Origin of the sequence: Latilactobacillus graminis DSM 20719 (assembly GCF_001436415.1) — a bacterium.
In the GTDB taxonomy this organism is placed as follows: Bacteria; Bacillota; Bacilli; order Lactobacillales; family Lactobacillaceae; genus Latilactobacillus; species Latilactobacillus graminis.
In genome coordinates this window covers 51942-70802 of the sequence record NZ_AYZB01000006.1, presented here as the reverse complement: position 1 = coordinate 70802, position 18861 = coordinate 51942, and the positions used below count along the sequence as shown (strand labels likewise).

The following is an 18861-nucleotide window of genomic DNA, read 5'->3' as shown; positions in this document are numbered from 1 at the left end:
AAAAAAGCTAATATATAAAGCACAACCCATTTTTTTGTGGTAAAATAATAGCTTGTATACATGAGACAAACAACACTAGTCAAGTCACTAGCGAGAGGAAGCTGAAACACTTGAAAAAAAGAGAAGACATTCGTAATATTGCAATTATCGCCCACGTTGACCACGGTAAAACAACTTTAGTTAACGAAATGTTAAAACAATCAGATACATTGGATGGTCATGCAGAAATTTCTGACCGTGCAATGGATACAAATGATATCGAAAAAGAACGTGGTATCACAATTCTTTCAAAAAACACTGCCGTTAAATATAATGGTAAACAAATTAATATTTTAGATACACCAGGCCATGCCGATTTTGGTGGTGAAGTGGAACGGATTATGAAAATGGTTGATGGTGTATTGTTAGTCGTTGATGCTTTTGAAGGGACAATGCCTCAAACTCGTTTTGTTTTGAAAAAAGCTTTAGATCAACACCTAACACCAATTGTCGTTATCAATAAAATTGACCGCCCAGGTGCTCGTCCTGAAGAAGTGGTTGATGAAGTACTTGAATTATTCATCGAACTTGGTGCAGACGAGGATCAACTTGAGTTCCCAGTTGTTTACGCAAGTGCGATTAATGGTACATCAAGCCTTAAAGCTGATATAGATTCACAAGAACATACAATGGTGCCAATTTTTGATACTATTTTAGAGACAATTCCAGCGCCAATTGACAATAGTGATGAACCACTTCAATTCCAAGTAGCTATGTTGGATTACAATGACTATGTTGGCCGGATTGGGATTGGCCGTGTGTCACGGGGGACAATCAAGATTGGTGATCAGGTTTCTGTTTTGAAACTTGATGGCTCTGCTAAAAATTTCCGAGTAACAAAGATTTTTGGTTTCATTGGTTTAGACCGTGTTGAAATTCAAGAAGCAAAAGCTGGTGATTTAATCGCTGTCTCTGGGATGGAAGATATCTATGTTGGGGAAACTGTCACACCAGTTGATCACCAGGAAGCATTACCAATTTTGCGTATTGATGAACCAACTTTACAAATGACTTTTGCTGCTAATGATTCACCATTTGTTGGCCGTGAAGGAGAATTTGTTACTGGTCGCAAAATTGAAGAACGTTTACGTCATCAATTACACACTGATGTCTCATTAAGAGTTGAAGACACAGACAAGGCTGGCGCATGGGTTGTTTCTGGCCGTGGAGAATTGCATCTTTCAATCTTAGTTGAAGAGATGCGTCGTGAAGGTTTTGAATTACAATTATCACGTCCAGAAGTTATTTATCGGGAGATTGATGGTGTAACTTGTGAACCTTTCGAAATGGTTCAAATCGACACCCCTGACCAATATACAGGTTCAGTAATCGACTCAATGGCCCAACGTAAAGGTGAAATGCAAAACATGGAAAGTGATGCCAATAACCAAACACGGATGACTTTCTTAGCACCTTCACGTGGGTTAATCGGCTATTCAACAGAATTCTTAACGATGACCGGTGGATACGGAATTATGAACCACACCTTCGAAAAATACATGCCAGTCATTAAAAATTGGGAACCAGGTCGCCGTAACGGTGCATTAGTTTCAATCAATGCTGGTTCATCAACAACTTATAGTTTACAATCAGTTGAAGATCGTGGCCAATTATTCATCGGTGCTGGCGTTGATGTTTATGAAGGGATGATTGTTGGGCAAAATAGCCGCGATACAGATATTGCTGTAAACGTTACTAAGGGTAAAAATTTAACGAATACGCGTGCTTCTGGTAAAGATCACTCAGCTGCTATCAAGACCCCTAAAGAAATGTCACTCGAAGAATCAATTGAATTCTTAAACGATGACGAATACTGTGAAGTAACACCTACTTCGGTTCGTTTACGTAAGAAGATTCTTGATACTGGGTTACGGACAAAAGCTGATAAGAAACGTAAAAGAGGTTAGTCATTAACTACAAAAACGGTAGCCATTAGGCTACCGTTTTTTGTGGTTAATTATGGTATAATAGTGCCCGGAGTATGCTTTTTAATAATGATTAAGTAGGCCTTGAATAATGATTGAAAAAAACAGTAACTTATCTCACTTTAGAAACAGATGCGCAGCGTACCTATCAGTTATTGTGCACGCAAATGGCATCTTTTTGTCGGAAGCAATGTCCGATTGTGGAGGAGGTTATTAATATCCAACTGTTTGGTTTTTCACGCGAAATCGATTTTGTTAAACGGCTACAATTAATTAGTGCCGCGCAAGGGACAACTTTGATACGTGATTTGGAAGAGTGCGTCAATCAAATTGGGCAAACCGAATACGAATGAAATAGAAATTAGGTGTAACTGTGTGGAAGAAGTTTCAAAAAAGTAAGATTCAATATTTAGACTATTGGTTATTAATTCCCTATATTGTTTTGTGTGCTTTCGGGGCTTTAATGGTCTATTCAGCGAGTTCAGATCTAATGTCGATTCGCGGCATGCAACCAGATGCGTATTTTACAAAACAGCTTGTATTTATTGTGCTGGGCTTCGTGCTGATGATGTTTACCTATTTTCTTAAATTAACTGTTTTAAGAAATCGATTTATCTTGTTTGGCGCGACGTTCATTATTTTTCTAGGGCTTCTTTTTCTATTGGGATTCGGTCGGACGATTAATGGAGCTGCGGCTTGGATTCCAATTGGGCCACTTTCAATTCAACCTTCAGAATTTGCGAAACTCTTGATAGTCTTGTACCTAGCTAATATGTTAGCACATAAAGAAAATGATTTAACAGAAGGGATGGTTGATAATTTAAAGTTGTTTTTTAAGCCGGTATTACTAGTAGCTGGAATTATTTTTTTGGTATTAATACAACCTGATTTAGGTGGTGCTAGTATTTTAGCGGCAGTAATGATTGTGATGTTTTTTGGAACGGGCATGTCCTATTGGTATGGTTTTTCGGCAATCACATTGGTTACAGGAGCTGTGACGTTGCTTTCTAATGTTTTACGACATGTTAGAATTTCAACTAAAGTTACTTCTTATAAACTTAACCGGATTTTGGCTTTTTTACATCCGTTTAAATTGGAAAATATGGGTGGCAGTCAATTAGTAAATTCCTACTATGCGATTAATAATGGTCGTTGGTTTGGTTTGGGACTTGGTAATAGTATCCAAAAACGTGGCTATCTACCTGAACCCTATACTGATTTTATTCTGTCGATTACCACTGAAGAACTAGGGGTTATAGGTACTTTAGTTATTCTTGGCTTGTTATTTGTATTGTTGGCGCGAATTTTTTATCTTGGAATCCACACCGATAAAATGTACTATACCCTACTATGCTATGGTATCGGAACTATTATATTTGTCCAAACGTTATTCAATGTAGGTGGATTATTAGGAATCCTACCAATTACTGGGGTGACGTTACCATTTATCAGTTACGGCGGTTCAAGTATGTTAGTGCTTGCGATTGCCTTAGGAATAGTCCTTAATATTAGTGCACAAGAAAAGAAAGCTAAGACGGCTACAACAAGTTAATAATGAGGTGAAGTCATGATTAGAGGAGGTCGTCGCTTTATTGTGGCACTGATTGGCTGGTTGGTGTTACTATATGGCTGGCCAATTACACAGCAATCGACTACTAATCAGCCCAGCAATAGGCAGATACTATCAACTAAAAAGTTGCATCAACAAATGGCACCAACGACAGTCCAAGGACCTGCGAAGTTGATTAATCAATCAAGTAGTGCCCTGATTGCTGCCTATGGCCCACCGGTTGAACAACAATTGAATAATGGTAACCAGTGCCGGTATTTGTTTCACTTAGATAGTCGTCAATATGTCGAAGCGTTGATTGATAATCAAACGGATCAAACCCAACAAATTACAGTAATTGGGGCGGATAGCGATGTGACGCCGTTTCATTTTTTTCAAAAAAGGGCAGCGCTCGAAAAAAAAGTGAATTTACCAACTACTTTCTTAGTAACATTACACGAACAACAATTTAAACTACAACTAACAGCGGCACAACAACAGGAAAACCCATTGGTAATGTTTAAGAACCAAACTTTTGCAATACTGATGCTACAACAGGCGCACTTAACGGCTGTTGTTTATTTGAATGCAAACCGCCTATTACAAATCGATCAATACCAAGTGGTCTCAAAAACGCCAGTGCCAGTTGATGAGCTTGCTAAGTCACAGCAATCAGCGACTGATGCGCAACGTCAATTGATACTGAGCCAAACCGTCCAGACATTACGGCAAAATAAGGGACAAATAGCGCTGGACATTAATCAAGGACTAAGACAACCAGCAGCAGCTTTGGTACAGGATTTAGCGGATATACCAACACGACCACTGACCAAAATAGGTCAACAGCATTTACATCAAATTCAAAATCAGTCAGAACATGGAGCTGGCCGGTTTTTAACGGCAACTGATTTTAAACAGAGACCGTTAAAAAAGGCTGGATTACCTAGGCGTGAGCAAATTTTCTATTGGCCACAAGGTTTGAATGCACAGACGCTATTGTATGCACAGCAGCAAAATTTAGCTTTCCAGTTAGCAATTAACAATATGCATTATCAGCGATTAACTTTGATTTGTACTGCTGAGCAAACACTGATAATTTTTGAATAATAACGGATAAAGGACTGAATTAAATGACATTGGAAATTACACAACGTCAAGGGATTGTCGTCTGGCTCTATTCTTTACGACAAGTAAAACAATTACGACGCTATGGCTTGGTGTATTACACCTCTAAACGAATGAAATATGTTTATTTATATGTTGATATGGTTGACACTGAAGTCGTGGTCGAGCGGTTAAAAAAATTACACTATGTCAAACGGGTAACGCTTTCTGAACGGCCAACTATCGATATGAATTTCAATAATCGGGTTGGTCGGCTAGACCAAGAAATTACTGAAGCGGCAAAAATGGAGGAGTAAGATAGATGCGTATTATTGCAGGCGAGTTTGGTGGTCGTCGGTTGAAAGCCGTCCCCGGAACGAAAACACGACCAACAACGGATAAAGTAAAAGAAGCGATGTTTAGTATGCTGGGCCAATTTTTTGATGGCGGGCAAGTACTTGATTTGTATGCTGGTAGTGGTGGTTTGGCGATTGAAGCAGTTTCGCGTGGGATGGACCACGCTTATTTAGTCGATCGGCAATATGCTGCCATTCAAACAATTGAAGAGAACATCGCCGTTACTAAAATGCCAGAATGTTTTACAATCTGGAAGACGTCAGCTGAAAAAGCGTTGGTTAAATTGGCTGAGAATGGCGTCCAATTTAATTTAATTTTATTAGACCCTCCGTACAGGGAACAGCAAATGTTGCTTCAATTACAACAGTTTGTTGATCTGGGACTATTGGCTCCGGATGCAACAATTCTTTGCGAGACGGATACGACAGTTGATTATCCAACTGCTATTCCCCACTACCGATTGAAGCGACAGCAGAATTATGGCATCACGGAAGTCACCATCTTTAAATTTATTGATTAGGAGACAGTGAAATGACGAAAATCGCATTATTCCCAGGGAGTTTTGACCCCTTCACGAATGGTCATATGGATACAGTTGAACGGGCTAGCCGTTTATTTGATCAAGTGATTATTGCAGTGATGACCAACGCTGCTAAACAACCTTTATTTGACGCTACGACTAAAGTTAAACTGATTGAAGCGGCAACACAGCAGCTCGAAAATGTGGAAGTTGTTGCACAACCCAAGACATTAACGGCTACTTTTGCCAAAGAAGTGGGCGCACATTATCTAATTCGTGGAATTCGTAATGCGAATGACTTTGAATATGAACGCGATATTGCGGCATTGAATCAGACACAAGCGGCGGATCTAGAGACAGTATTACTGTTGGCAAAACAAGAATTTGCGTTCATCTCATCAAGCATGGTGAAAGAAATTGCAACGTTTGGTGGTCAGATTGAGCAGTTAGTACCGCCTGTCGTAGCGACGGCTTTAATCCAAAAATTACGAACTGAAAGTGATTAATATGAATAAGAATAAACGGCTATTGCGACACCTAATTTTGGTAATGATTTTGATTATCGGGTTGGCCTTTTGCTTGGTTCCAACCCATTATTATGTTGAAGGAGTGGGTTCGGCCGAAAATACCAGCCAGTTTGTGAAAGTTGGTGGTCAACGTGATCGGCACCAAGGGCATTTTATGTTAACAACGGTCGGTATTCAAGGACCCGTGACTGGATTGCAACTTTTATTGTCTAAGGCCCAACCGTTTACAGAAATAATTAGTCATGATGAACTAATGGGTGATGACGATACAGCAGCTTATGATCAGATTCAAAAATACTACATGGAAAGCTCAATTAATGCTGCAATTGAGGCGGCTTATCAAAAAGCACACCAAGCGTATCATACGAAATATTTGGGCGTGTACGTGATGTCAATTTTAGAGCAGTCGACTTTTAAAAAAGATCTGTCAATTGGGGATACCATTACCGCAATTGATCAGCACCAATTCAAGAGTGCTAATAAGTTCGTGAAGTATGTTCAGGGACTAAAAGTTAATCAGCCGGTAACCATCAGCTATGAACATCGTGGGCACCATCAGACGGCAACCCACCGACTGATTAAATTGCCTAAGTCGCGGTATGCGGGATTGGGGATTACCCTAACGGATCATTCTAAAGTTGTGACCAAAATCCCTGTGAAGATTAATGCCGGCGAAATTGGTGGTCCTTCCGCCGGATTGATGTTTACCTTGCAAGTTTATAACCAATTGACGCAACGCAATTTGACAAGTGGTCGTAAGATTGCCGGGACTGGAACGATGGATTCAGGCGGTAACGTGGGCCCCATCGGTGGGATTGATAAAAAGGTCCTGATTGCTAGTCGAGAAGGGGCTAAAGTATTCTTTGCACCTGATGATCCTGTCACAAAAGCGATCTTAAAGGTGGAACCGCATTATCAGAATAACTATGCAATTGCCAAGGCAGCTGCTAAAAAAATCGGGACTAAGATGAAAATTGTCCCGGTAAAAACATTGGATGATGCGCTGAATTATTTGATGACGAATTAAAGATTTGACGATTCATGAGAATCGGCAAATCTTTTTTGCGTTTTTGGGGTAATTATGAATAAGGAGGTGACTAAAAATGTGGCGTGATTATTGGCTACGATATCGACGGTTCTGGTGGGTACTATGTTTATTGATCATCATACTTGGAGGTGGAATAGGTTGGCAGCACAAGCGGCAACGACAGTTTTTGGTGGCTAATCAACAGTTAATGACACGAACGAGTAAGAAAAAGACGAAGACGGTGAAACAAACTCAGCCGGTTATCAAAGGAGGGTTCGTTGATTTAAAAGGGGCAGTCGCCCATCCGGGGATTTATCCGATTCATGTTTCGCAGACACGACTATTCGAAGTACTTAAACAAGCTGGTGATGTGACAGAAGCGGCAGATACTAGTCAGCTAAACTTAGCACAAACATTAGTTGATCAATTAATCATCTATGTGCCAACTAATGGCGAAGCAGTTAGCGCCCAAGAGCTTGTCAAAATAGCCGAAAAGCCAACCATAGCAAGTATTGCTAATAATGCTGATCATGAGCAGGAAACCGATCAGGATACGACTACGACCAAAATTAATCTGAATCAAGCAGATGTGACTCAATTACAGACTTTAAATGGGATTGGGCCAAAAAAAGCTGAACAAATAATTACGTATCGGGATGAACAAGGGCAGTTTAAACAAATTGAAGATTTACAAAAAGTTGGTGGGATTGGACCAAAAACGTTTGAACAATTGCGGACACAAATTTGTGTTAATTAGTTTGTGAAGAGCATTTTTTTGCTATACTAAAGCTAGCTTAACTTTGAAGGGGGGAATTCGTGTGTCAGAAAAAAGAATGCCGTGGAATCAATATTTCATGTTGCAATCGGTCTTGTTATCAATGCGCAGCACGTGCCCTAGATTATTTGTTGGGGCCCTAGTAGTTCGTAATCGGCGGATTATTGCTGGTGGCTATAACGGATCAGTGGCGCATGAAAGTCATTGTATCGATGTAGGATGTTTATTGCGCGATGGGCATTGTCTACGGACAATCCATGCTGAGATGAATGCTTTAACGCAGTGTGCTAAATTTGGTGTTCAAACAGAAGGAGCCGAAATTTACGTAACTCATTTTCCATGTCTACAATGTACTAAATTAATTATTCAAGCTGGCATTAGCAAAATTCACTATCAGAAGGACTACCGTAATGATACGTATGCCTGCGAACTAATTAAAAAATCCGGCATTGAATTGGACCAAGTTGATTTAACGGCTGATGATGCCAATACCCTCGTGAACTTTTTGGAGAATGAACAAACTGCCGAGTGATTAAGAATAACTGGTGTTATCCAGTTATTTGTTTAGCAAGTTTAAATGCATTAATCCTGGGATCAGCTCCGTTCTTTTTTGGATGTCTTTTTCTAGGCTGTTTGATTCGTCTGTGTCGGCTTCGTCAACCATTAATATTGATCGTTAGTCTGTTAGTCATGTGTTTTGGTGGATGGCGGTGTTGGTTGGCACGATGTACTTATATACAACCGGTTACACCGCATAATCAGATTTACAAAATTCAACCAGATACGATAAAGGTTGCTGGAAATCAAATTCAGTTAATCGCACAAGGGCAAACTGACGGGCAGCTCATTATTGGTTATTACCGCTGCAAAAACCAAATTGAGCAACATCGTTGGCAAACAGAGAGCTGGCCGCTATTGTTAATTGGTGATATTGAGCTGGAACGAATTGAAGGAGCGACTAATCGTCATGAATTCGATTATGCTCAATTTATGGGGCAACAGAAACAGTGCTTTTATCAGACCCGGATGGCAGATAACACAATCATCAAGCAAATTCAGCCGCAGGGTTGGTTGGACACGTTGCATCATTGGCGGCAAAAGGGGCTTATTTATTTACACCGACTACCGCCAGCTTTACGGTTTCACGCAGGGGCTTTATTGTTAGGTGTCCGTGAGACGGATGGGAAGGTTTATCAAAACGTTCTAGGGCAACTAGGCATTATCCATTTATTGAGTTTGTCAGGGATTCACGTTTTCTATCTAGTAACAATCATTCGACGAGTAGCAACTCTTTGTCGAGTGCCACGAGAATGGGTAAATGGCGGTCTGTGTTGTTTATTGCCTATCTATGCGCTGTTTGTAGGAGGCGGTACAAGTATCGTTCGTGCCATTGGGTTAATTTTATTAAGGCTAGTATGCGAAATGGGTCATTTGCATCAGTCGCGCTTAGATAGTTGGAGTTGGGTATTATTAGTTAATTTACTGTGGCAACCTTATTTATTATTAAGTATGGGTGGGTTATTAAGTTATCTGATGGCGTTTGCTCTTATCTATCAATGGCGTAATGGTACTTTTGCGACCACCTTTTGGTTAGGGTTGTTGAGCTTGCCAGTCTGTTTACGATTTAATTATCGTTGGCATATGTTGACGATTTTAATCAATGGCTTGATAGCCCCCATTTTTTTACCAATAACATTGGGGCTAGTTATCGTTGCTATTTTATTGCTGCCCTTTAGTTATCCATTAGTTTTATTAGGAGAGGGATTTCTTAATAACCTCTATCAGGGACTTGCTTGGATAGCAGGCTTGCCGCATGCCACAGTTACCTTCGGCAAAATACAACTAGTACCACTATTTTTGATTGTGGTAGGTACACTATGGCTAATGGCAGAGCCCACTAATAAACAGCGGGTTAAATGGATTGGGAGTAGTATTGTTAGTTTGTATATGTTAAGTTTTATCATTATTCACTTTAATCCAGTTGGACGGGTGATTATGTTTGATATTGGCCAGGGTGATAGCCTACTCATTCAACAGCCGTTTAACCGGCATAATTTATTGATTGATACTGGGGGGCGACTTTCCTTACCGCAAAAAAAATGGCAGCGGCGTGTGATTACTAGCCGTGCCGAAAAAGTAACGATTAATTATCTCTATAGTTGTGGAATCGATCACTTAGATGCAATTGCGTTGTCGCACCAGGATGCGGATCATATTGGTGATTTGGGTCAAATCATGCAACGAATTCGGGTCAAACGCTTAATCTGTGCGGCGGGCTTACCCCAAAACCAGCAATTTAAACGACAAGTTCGTCCTTACCTGAAAACAGTCATCATTGAGCCTTATCTGGCCGGTCAGCACTTTACTGTAGGGCAGCAACAAATTAATGTTTTAGCACCGGTGATAGCTGGAACAGGGACAAATGCTGATTCATTAGTTTTACAGGCTCAAATTGGTGATGCAAGTTGGTTATTTACGGGGGATTTAGAACGCGTGGGCGAAATTGACATTACCCATCGTTACCCACAATTACGGGTCGATTATTTAAAGGTGGGGCACCATGGTAGTCAAACGGCGAGTGCGCCACAAGCAATTGCAGCTTGGCATGTAAAGGGGGCCTTGATTTCCGCGGGCCGCCATAATCGCTATGGTCATCCGCATCCGCAAACTATTCAAACTTTACAGCAGGCTAACGTTCCATTTTGGAATACCGCGGAATGCGGGATGCTGGAATGGCAATACGGTTGGGGATTACGTACAACAATTAAAACAACTTTAAAGGATTGTGACTAAATGAGGACAGAGCAACTTAAAACAGCACTTAAGCAACAATCATTTGCCCCAATTTATCTTGTATTGGGGCAGGAATCCGCATTAATTGAACAAGTACAAACATTATTTAAAGCAACTCTTTCAGCAGAAGAAATGACAATGAACTTCGCCAGTTATGATTTAGCACAGGTCGAAGTTGCACAGGCTTTAGATGATGCAGAATCGGCCCCCTTTTTTGGGGAGCGTAGAATCGTTTTTATGCAAAATCCAGTTTTTTTAACAAGTGAGAAAGCTAAACCAAAACTTGACCATGACTTAAAAGGGTTCCAAGGTTATCTGGAACAGCCACCATCAACTACTGCACTTGTTATTTTCGCGCCATATTCGAAACTCGATGAACGAAAAAAAATCGTTAAGCTGCTTAAGAAAGTCGCGACTCTGATTGATGTTCAGAAAATTAATGAGCGGCAAGTACCAAAGTTGGTTACTGAGTTTTTACAGTCTGCTGATGTTACGATTGAACCGGCGGCAATGGAGTTGTTGTTGAATAAGACTAATGGTGATTACAGTCAGATAACGGCTGAGTTACCAAAGTTGATGTTGTATGCGCAAAAAACGCGCGTTATCACCGCAGACGCTGTTGAGGCACTAGTTTCAACCAGCCTTGAAGATAATGTTTTTGAGATTGTTCCATTGGTATTGCAAAGAAAAGTTGGACCTGTGTTAGAAATGTATCGTAGTTTACTATTACAAAAGGAAGAACCACTCAAAATCAATGCGATTCTATTAGGACAATTTCGGTTACTTTTACAAGTAAAAATATTATTTGAAAAAGGTTACAGTCAGGGCGATTTAGCCGGTGTCTTAAAAATCCATCCATATCGAATTAAATTAGCGCTACAACAAATTCGGCAATTTTCTAAAGCTGCGCTTACCCAAGCTTATTTGGGGTTAGAAGCAATTGAAGAGAAAATTAAGACTGGTCAAGGTGAAGGACGGTTGTTATTTGAGCTGTTTATGTTGCAGTTCGCAGCGGAAGATATTGCTTAGGATAGCCAAAAGGCTATTACTAAGGTGAATCTTAATATTGGTTGAAATTTTAAATAGCTATCTGAATTGTAAAATTTTGGTATTTAAGCGGGCAATTAGAGCTCGGTTCGGCTTTAATTGTTGAAAAATAATGATCACTTACCGAAACCGATATTTGTGAAACGTTCGTTTCACAAATATCGGTTTCTTTTGATAGAGCGTTAAGCTTGCATAACATGAACCTAATCTTGCTATTGAAAGTGTTGGTTTGAGTGGACTGAGGTGGTAGACAATAGGTAATCGTGAACAACTTTTGATTCCAGTATTTTGGAATATTTGGCCAATATAAAACCCCCGATATTGGATTTTAGTCCAATATCGGGGGCTCATTTCACATAATCAAATAGTTATGTGTTCTTTTTGGTGGTTAAATTACTTAGCCATCATTTTGTTTAAGCGTGACTTGTCACGGCCAGCTTTATTGGCATGGATTAAGCCTTTTGTTGAGGCCATATCGATTGCGCGTGTAGCAACTTTCAATAGGTCTGCAGCTTCTTCGTTACCTGCTGTTTTAGCAGCTTTGAACTTTTTGATTGCTGAACGCATTGTGCTTAATTGAGAAGCGTTACGTTTATTGGCTTTTTCAATTGTTTTCACACGTTTCATAGCAGATTTAATTTGTGGCATGTTGTTCACCTCCGATAGGTTTCACTATCTTTATAAAAAAGATTTTAATTTCAACAGTCGTTATTATACCAAAATAGTAAGAGTGATTGCAATAAAAACTTGTAAAGTATTTCAACTTGACTGCTGTGACATTATAAAACTGTATCTTGCTTTTGGGACGAATATTTAGTAAACTTAAAGGGTACTTATTGTGCAGGCCTCTTACTCTGTTTAGCGACGTTCACCCGACGCTTCACGTTGTTTTGGGCTATTATATCAGAAGGGTGGAAATTAGCATGGCTATTTCACAAGAGAAAAAGAACGAAATTATTAACCAATTTGCTCGTCACGAAGGCGACACAGGTTCTGCAGAAGTCCAAATCGCTGTTTTAACTGCAGAAATCAATGCATTAAACGAACATCTATCTGTTCATAAGAAAGATCACCATTCATATGTTGGTCAAATGAAGAAGATTGGTCATCGTCGTAATTTATTACGTTACTTACGTGAAAATGATGTTCAACGTTACCGTGAATTAATTAAGAGCCTTGGCTTACGTCGTTAATTCATTTTTTAAAAGTGGGTCCGTTATGCGGGCCCACTTTTTTTGTGGACAAATTGCTTTTAGCAATCAAAAGCTGTTTGTTTGTTTAATTTGTGATAAAATATGAGATAGACTTTAAGGCGGATGAGTTTTAAATGAAAGAACGACTAAAACAAATAAAACGGTTTGAGGGATTAACCCTTAGATTACTAGAGGTGAAAGCATGAGTAACATTAAAATTATGCCACTTGGCGGTGTTCGTGAAAATGGTAAGAATTTGAACATTGTCGAAGTGGACGACGAAATTTACGTATTAGATTGCGGGTTGAAATACCCTGAAACGGAGTTGTTAGGAATAGACATTGTGATTCCAGATATGACCTATTTAGCAGAGAATGCTGACCGTGTTGCTGGGATTTTCTTAACGCATGGTCACGCAGATGCGATTGGTGCGCTTCCATATTTCTTAAAAGAACATGATGTGCCAGTTTTCGGTTCTGAATTAACCATTGCATTGGCTAAGATCACGGTTAGTAGCGAACCTAAACTACGTAATTTTCAAAACTTCCATGTAATCGATGCGAATACTGCTATTGATTTTGAGCGGGCCACTGTTTCTTTTTTCAAAACGACGCATACCATCCCAGGCTCATTAGGAATTGTAGTTAAGACTGATGAAGGGCAAATTGTGTATACTGGCGACTTTAAATTCGATCAATCAGCGATGCCGATGTACCAAACTGACTATGCCCGGTTAGCCGAAATTGGAAAGCAAGGTGTTTTAGCACTTTTAAGTGATTCTGCAAATGCCGAATCACCATTTGCAACGGTTAATGAACGCGACATTGCTGAATCGATTTTGGAAAATTTCAAATATCAAACTGGTCGGATTATTGTCGCTTCGGTGGCTTCGAACATTATGCGAATTCAACAAGTCATTGATGCTGCATATAAGACGGGGCGCAAAGTGGTCCTAACTGGCCACGATTTAGAAAAAATTGTACGCACGGCAATGAAATTATCCATGATTATCTTGCCGGATGATGCTATTTTAGTGCAACCTAAAGACTTAAATACCCTTGCACCAGAGCAAACAGTTATCTTAGAAACTGGGCGAATGGGCGAACCGATTAAAGCACTTCAAAAAATGGCTACGAGCCATCATCGCTTGATTCACATTGAGCAAGGCGATTTTGTCTACTTAACAACATCACCTTCGCATGCAATGGAAACCATTTTAGCCAAGACAAAAGATATGATTTATCGAGCTGGGGCTGAGGTAAAAACAATTGGCGATGAGTTACATGCATCTGGACATGCTAACAAGAATGATTTGCAGTTAATGTTAAACTTGATGCAGCCGCAATTCTTGATGCCAGTTCAAGGTGAATATCGTCAATTAGCAGCACATGCAGATATTGCCCATGAAACAGGGATGGATTACAAAAATATTTTTATTGTTGGAAAAGGCGATATTGTTGCTTACGAAAAGGGTAAGATGCATGTTGGTGGTCAAGTTGATGCGACTGATGTGATGATTGACGGAAGTGGTGTCGGTGATATTGGTAATATCGTACTGCGTGATCGAAAATTATTGTCTGAAGATGGAATTTTTATTGCAGTAGTGACGATTGATCGCAAGAATAAACAGATTATTGCTGAACCTAAAGTAACGGCCCGTGGTTTTGTTTATGTAAAAACCAGCAAAGATTTAATGACTGAAAGTGCTGAAATTATCAAAAAGGCCGTCCAGAATAATTTAGATAATAAAGAATTTGATTGGAGCCATTTAAAACAAGATGTTCGGGAAAATCTAAGTCATTATTTGTATGAACAAACCAAGCGGCGTCCGGTTATTCTACCAGTAATTATGGAAATTAATCAAAATCACCGGCGACAAAGAAAAGATAATAAAGCGAAGACTGAAAAAACCGTTAAATAATAGCGAAATAAATGGCGTCTGGATCATATTAGTTGATTCTTGACGCTATTATTTTGTTAAGCGAGGATGTGATAGAATGGGCGAAATTAGGCAGTTTCCCAATCAATATGAACGACTGATTCGTTTGGGAAAAGCGGCTTTAAATCAACGAGATTGGCAACAAGCAAGTACCTGCTTTGAAGCCGCTTATCAATTAGATCAGACAATGACCGCCAACTTATTATGGGTTAGCGCGCTCATTGAAGCACGAGATAATCAGACAGCACTCGCAATTGTCGAGGAGCAACAGGATGCCTATTTACAACAGACTGATTTGGCACAGTTTTATTTAGCACTTTTGCTCAACAATCATCACTTTATTACAGCTAATCAAATTTTGGTTGTTTTAAATCATGCAAAAATTGCACCAGAAATGATTAAGATGTTTAGACTGATGATTACGACTGCCGAGCTCGCATATCAGACAAATTACCAAACCACGATTCAAAAAAAGGCACAACGGCTATATAACTTGACAGCATATCCGCTATCTGAACAACTTACTTTATTAAACCAAGCACAGCAATTGCCACGTAATGATTATGTGGACAGTGTAATGCCAATTTTAACGAATCCATATAGTCATGCTTTTGTAAAAACTACTGTAATTGAAACGCTGGTACAGCTCAATCTGAACCAAACAGTTCAAGTCAGTTGGTTTGATCAGGAAAAATCTTTTGTGCCCGCGCAGAGTCATTTGATGGGCGATAGTGTGCTGTTTAACGCGGTGCTTCAAGCATTAAATACACAATTAGCAGCAGAAGATCCGATTTTATTAGCACAAGTAACAGCAGATATTGAGATGGGGTTTGCATATTTATACCCCTTTGAAGCTGAAATCATGTATAATCCAATGGAATGGGCGCAAGCGTGGCTGAAACAGTTACTCGGTTCCGACTATAAGCCAACAATTGTAATTTCAGAAAAGATCCAAGATTGGGTTGAAAAGTTACAAAAAAAGACGGAAAAACTTGATTTTTAGGCTAGAAAATAACTAATTATTGCTTCAATTCTAGTTTTTTTTAAGGATTAAGTGTTTACAAACGCGCTCAGAGCAGATATAATCATTTTTGAATTCTTCAAGTGTAAAAAAACACTTTGATTTTGGCACTTGAAGTATTATAATATTACGTAAAGGATTATCAGTTTAGTAAATCTAAACACTGATTTTTTCTTGCGAAAATACAGGAGGTTCGTTTTAATGGCAGAAAAAGCACATTACGAAAGAACAAAACCCCACGTTAACATTGGTACTATTGGACATGTTGATCATGGGAAAACAACTTTAACAGCAGCAATCACAAAGATGTTGGCAGACAAAGGCTTGGCTGAAGCTCAAGACTATGCAAACATTGATGCTGCTCCAGAAGAAAGAGAACGTGGTATTACTATTAACACAGCCCACGTTGAATATGAAACAGAAAACCGTCACTATGCACATATTGACGCCCCAGGACATGCTGATTACGTTAAAAACATGATTACTGGTGCTGCTCAAATGGATGGTGCTATCTTAGTTGTCGCTGCAACTGATGGTCCTATGCCACAAACACGTGAACATATCTTGCTTGCTCACCAAGTTGGTGTTGACTACATCATCGTCTTCTTAAACAAGACTGATTTAGTTGATGATGATGAATTAACGGACTTAGTTGAAATGGAAGTTCGTGAATTATTATCTGAATACGATTTCCCTGGTGATGATATTCCAGTTATTCGTGGTTCAGCACTTGGTGCATTGAACGGCAATCCTGATGACGTTAAAGCTGTTGAAGAATTAATGGCTACTGTTGATGAATATATCCCAACACCAGAACGTGATACAGACAAACCATTCTTGATGCCTGTTGAAGATGTATTTACGATTACTGGTCGTGGTACTGTTGCTTCAGGTCGTATCGACCGTGGTCAAGTTACTGTCGGTGATGAAGTTGAAATCATTGGGTTAAAAGAAGAAGTTGCTAAGACAACTGTTACTGGTTTGGAAATGTTCCGTAAGACCTTGGATCAAGGACAAGCTGGCGATAACATTGGTGCTTTATTACGTGGTGTTGATCGTGAAAACATCGAACGTGGCCAAGTTTTAGCTAAACCAGGTTCAATCCAAACTCACAAGAAGTTCAAGGGTGAAGTTTATATCTTGAGCAAGGATGAAGGTGGCCGTCATACACCATTCTTCTCAAATTACCGTCCTCAATTCTTCTTCCATACAACTGATGTAACAGGTGTTATCGAATTGCCAGAAGGTGTAGAAATGGTTATGCCTGGTGATAACGTAACATTTACTGTTGAATTAATCTCACCAGTTGCTATTGAAAAGGGTCTTAAGTTTACTGTTCGTGAAGGTGGCCGTACTGTTGGTGCCGGTGTCGTTAGTGAAATCTTAGACTAATTTTCAGTTAGTTGAATATCCGAAAATCCGCTGTCAATTTTGACGGCGGTTTTTTTTGACTAAAAACATCATGGAATCTTAAAAAAATCGCGTTTTATCCGTTTTTGGACCGATAAATATTTACAATTTCATGCAAATAGTTTATGCTAATTAAGTATGCAATTGATAGATTGTGAATATAACTGTCGGAGGGAAATTATGTCAGCAAAATGGGAAAAAAAGGGCGCCAATGATGGTGAACTAACCTTTGAAATTGATTTAAATAAAATTAGTGAAGGTTTGGACATAGCGTTCAAACGTGTTCGTAAAAATATTAACACACCTGGTTTCCGTAAAGGAAAAATGCCACGTCAAATTTTTAACAAGATGTACGGTGAAGAAGCCCTTTATGAAGACGCTTTGAATGCGATTTTACCAGATGCTTATGATGCAGCTGTCAAAGAAGCGGCTATTCAACCAGTGGATCAACCACAAATTAACGTTGAAAAAATGGAAAAGGGCGAACCTTGGTTAATTACTGCACAAGTTACTGTTAAACCAGAAGTGACTTTAGGGGATTATAAAGGTTTAGAAGTACCAAAACAAAGCCGGCGTGTAACAATCAAAGACGTCGATCAAGAAATCGAAAGCCGGCGTGAACGTCAAGCAGAGTTAGTGCTCAAAGAAGACACAGCAGCTGAAAACGGCGATACAGTTGTGATTGATTATGCAGGTTCTGTTGATGGCGTACCTTTTGATGGTGGTCAAGCAGACAACTATTCATTAGAACTTGGCTCAAATTCATTCATCCCTGGTTTTGAGGATCAATTAGTAGGACACAAGGCAGATGATAACGTTGATGTGAAAGTTACTTTCCCTAAAGATTATCAAGCAGAAGAATTAGCTGGTAAGGAAGCAATTTTCAAGGTAACCATTCATGAAGTAAAGGCTAAAGAACTACCTGAATTGGATGATGAATTTGCCAAGGATATTGATGAAAGTGTTGATACACTCGATGAATTAAAAGAAAAAATTCGTGAAGAGTTAAAACAACAAAAAAATGATGCTGCCGATACAGCTATCCAAGATACAGCAGTTGCTAAAGCAACAGAAAATGCAACAATTGCTGATTTACCACAAGCAATGATTGATGAAGAAATCAATAATCAATTACAACAATACTTGGGTAACATGCAGCAACAAGGGATTAATCCTGAGATGTACTATCAAATCACTGGGACAACTGAAGATGATTTGAAAAAGCAATTCGCTAGTGATGCTGATAAACGGGTTAAGACAAGTCTTGTCCTCGAAGCCGTTGTTGAAGCTGAAAACATCGAAGCAACTGAAGAAGAAGTTGCTGCAGAACTTAAGAGCTTAGCTGAACAATACAACATGGAAGAATCTGCCGTTCGCAGTGTCTTGTCAGACGACATGTTAAAGCATGATATTGGTGTTAAAAAAGCCATCGATATCATTGCTGATTCAGCTGTTGAAGTTAAAGACGCTAAGTAAGTTGGTCTAATGAATACAAGCTTTAAATGATGCGAAAAGCGGGTTCAAGGTATTTACTTTGGACCCGCTTTTGTGCCATCTGTAGTGGGTGAGTAACTTTACTTTATTCTAAACTGTAGTTATGCTATAGTCTGAGTTACGTTGTTCGGGGCCATTTTT

18 protein-coding genes are annotated in these 18861 nt (G+C 39.4%); 17 read left to right on the top strand and 1 reads right to left on the bottom strand.

Translation table 11 applies throughout. The annotated features are described in order from the left end of the window. The first annotated feature begins 110 nt into the window (after nt 1-110). The 12 genes from typA (at nt 111) to holA (ending at nt 11645) form a co-directional block, all read left to right on the top strand. The gene (typA, locus tag FC90_RS03350; RefSeq protein ID WP_057907897.1) at nt 111-1946 is read left to right on the top strand and encodes a translational GTPase TypA; all 1836 of its coding nucleotides are present in this window, start codon (nt 111-113) and stop codon (nt 1944-1946) included. 113 nt (nt 1947-2059) lie between these two features. Further along, nucleotides 2060-2317, top strand: a complete 258-nt coding sequence (locus FC90_RS03345; RefSeq protein ID WP_057907896.1) for a DUF1507 family protein — start codon at nt 2060-2062, stop codon at nt 2315-2317. Between the two features lie 20 nt (nt 2318-2337). Next, a complete protein-coding gene (locus FC90_RS03340) occupies nt 2338-3516 on the top strand; it encodes an FtsW/RodA/SpoVE family cell cycle protein (RefSeq protein WP_057907895.1) in 1179 nt (392 codons plus the stop codon). Nucleotides 3517-3531: 15 nt separating this feature from the next. Continuing rightward, entirely contained in the window at nt 3532-4620 is a 1089-nt protein-coding gene (locus FC90_RS03335) for a CAP-associated domain-containing protein (RefSeq protein WP_057907894.1), read from the top strand. A gap of 23 nt (nt 4621-4643) precedes the next feature. Continuing rightward, the gene (locus FC90_RS03330) at nt 4644-4934 is read left to right on the top strand and encodes a YlbG family protein (RefSeq protein WP_057907893.1); all 291 of its coding nucleotides are present in this window, start codon (nt 4644-4646) and stop codon (nt 4932-4934) included. A gap of 5 nt (nt 4935-4939) precedes the next feature. Further along, complete coding sequence (gene rsmD / locus FC90_RS03325; protein WP_057907892.1) at nt 4940-5494, top strand: 16S rRNA (guanine(966)-N(2))-methyltransferase RsmD; 555 nt, start codon at nt 4940-4942, stop codon at nt 5492-5494. Between the two features lie 11 nt (nt 5495-5505). Beyond that, nucleotides 5506-6000, top strand: coding sequence for a pantetheine-phosphate adenylyltransferase (gene coaD / locus FC90_RS03320; RefSeq protein ID WP_057907891.1), 495 nt, complete (start codon nt 5506-5508; stop codon nt 5998-6000). Between the two features lies 1 nt (nt 6001). Continuing rightward, nucleotides 6002-7048: a SepM family pheromone-processing serine protease gene (locus FC90_RS03315; protein WP_057907890.1), complete on the top strand. Its 1047-nt coding sequence runs from the start codon at nt 6002-6004 to the stop codon at nt 7046-7048. Nucleotides 7049-7124: 76 nt separating this feature from the next. Next, nucleotides 7125-7805: a helix-hairpin-helix domain-containing protein gene (locus FC90_RS03310; protein WP_057907889.1), complete on the top strand. Its 681-nt coding sequence runs from the start codon at nt 7125-7127 to the stop codon at nt 7803-7805. Between the two features lie 61 nt (nt 7806-7866). Then, the gene (locus FC90_RS03305; protein ID WP_057907888.1) at nt 7867-8355 is read left to right on the top strand and encodes a ComE operon protein 2; all 489 of its coding nucleotides are present in this window, start codon (nt 7867-7869) and stop codon (nt 8353-8355) included. Nucleotides 8356-8540: 185 nt separating this feature from the next. Further along, nucleotides 8541-10616 carry a DNA internalization-related competence protein ComEC/Rec2 gene (locus FC90_RS03300; RefSeq protein WP_226789452.1) on the top strand — a complete coding sequence of 692 codons (2076 nt, stop codon included), beginning with the start codon at nt 8541-8543 and terminating at the stop codon, nt 10614-10616. Further along, nucleotides 10617-11645: a DNA polymerase III subunit delta gene (gene holA / locus FC90_RS03295; RefSeq protein WP_057907886.1), complete on the top strand. Its 1029-nt coding sequence runs from the start codon at nt 10617-10619 to the stop codon at nt 11643-11645. 411 nt (nt 11646-12056) lie between these two features. Here holA and rpsT read toward each other — a convergent pair whose 3' ends face one another. Continuing rightward, nucleotides 12057-12311: a 30S ribosomal protein S20 gene (gene rpsT, locus FC90_RS03290; RefSeq protein WP_057907885.1), complete on the bottom strand. Its 255-nt coding sequence runs from the start codon at nt 12309-12311 to the stop codon at nt 12057-12059. Between the two features lie 275 nt (nt 12312-12586). Between rpsT and rpsO the strand changes: the two genes are divergently transcribed. From rpsO to tig, 5 genes are all read left to right on the top strand, one after another. Then, entirely contained in the window at nt 12587-12856 is a 270-nt protein-coding gene (gene rpsO, locus FC90_RS03285; RefSeq protein WP_057907884.1) for a 30S ribosomal protein S15, read from the top strand. Between the two features lie 202 nt (nt 12857-13058). Beyond that, nucleotides 13059-14777, top strand: a complete 1719-nt coding sequence (locus FC90_RS03280) for a ribonuclease J (protein ID WP_057907883.1) — start codon at nt 13059-13061, stop codon at nt 14775-14777. 76 nt (nt 14778-14853) lie between these two features. After that, nucleotides 14854-15798 (top strand): hypothetical protein, encoded by a 945-nt coding sequence (locus tag FC90_RS03275; protein ID WP_057907882.1) that lies wholly within the window; start codon nt 14854-14856, stop codon nt 15796-15798. Nucleotides 15799-16017: 219 nt separating this feature from the next. Then, nucleotides 16018-17208, top strand: a complete 1191-nt coding sequence (gene tuf / locus FC90_RS03270) for an elongation factor Tu (RefSeq protein ID WP_057907881.1) — start codon at nt 16018-16020, stop codon at nt 17206-17208. A 198-nt stretch (nt 17209-17406) separates the two neighbouring features. Then, nucleotides 17407-18702, top strand: a complete 1296-nt coding sequence (gene tig, locus FC90_RS03265; RefSeq protein WP_057907880.1) for a trigger factor — start codon at nt 17407-17409, stop codon at nt 18700-18702. The last annotated feature ends 159 nt before the right edge of the window (nt 18703-18861 follow it).

What these genes read in the sequence shown, in the direction of transcription:
- coaD (WP_057907891.1), top strand. Translation starts at nt 5,506, where the DNA reads ATGACGAAAATCGCATTATTCCCAGGGAGTTTTGACCCCTTCACGAAT.
- tig (WP_057907880.1), top strand. Translation starts at nt 17,407, where the DNA reads ATGTCAGCAAAATGGGAAAAAAAGGGCGCCAATGATGGTGAACTAACC.
- FC90_RS03280 (WP_057907883.1), top strand. Translation starts at nt 13,059, where the DNA reads ATGAGTAACATTAAAATTATGCCACTTGGCGGTGTTCGTGAAAATGGT.
- FC90_RS03330 (WP_057907893.1), top strand. Translation starts at nt 4,644, where the DNA reads ATGACATTGGAAATTACACAACGTCAAGGGATTGTCGTCTGGCTCTAT.
- FC90_RS03315 (WP_057907890.1), top strand. Translation starts at nt 6,002, where the DNA reads ATGAATAAGAATAAACGGCTATTGCGACACCTAATTTTGGTAATGATT.
- holA (WP_057907886.1), top strand. Translation starts at nt 10,617, where the DNA reads ATGAGGACAGAGCAACTTAAAACAGCACTTAAGCAACAATCATTTGCC.
- rsmD (WP_057907892.1), top strand. Translation starts at nt 4,940, where the DNA reads ATGCGTATTATTGCAGGCGAGTTTGGTGGTCGTCGGTTGAAAGCCGTC.
- FC90_RS03275 (WP_057907882.1), top strand. Translation starts at nt 14,854, where the DNA reads ATGGGCGAAATTAGGCAGTTTCCCAATCAATATGAACGACTGATTCGT.
- rpsT (WP_057907885.1), bottom strand. Translation starts at nt 12,311, where the DNA reads ATGCCACAAATTAAATCTGCTATGAAACGTGTGAAAACAATTGAAAAA.
- rpsO (WP_057907884.1), top strand. Translation starts at nt 12,587, where the DNA reads ATGGCTATTTCACAAGAGAAAAAGAACGAAATTATTAACCAATTTGCT.
- FC90_RS03310 (WP_057907889.1), top strand. Translation starts at nt 7,125, where the DNA reads ATGTGGCGTGATTATTGGCTACGATATCGACGGTTCTGGTGGGTACTA.
- tuf (WP_057907881.1), top strand. Translation starts at nt 16,018, where the DNA reads ATGGCAGAAAAAGCACATTACGAAAGAACAAAACCCCACGTTAACATT.
- FC90_RS03335 (WP_057907894.1), top strand. Translation starts at nt 3,532, where the DNA reads ATGATTAGAGGAGGTCGTCGCTTTATTGTGGCACTGATTGGCTGGTTG.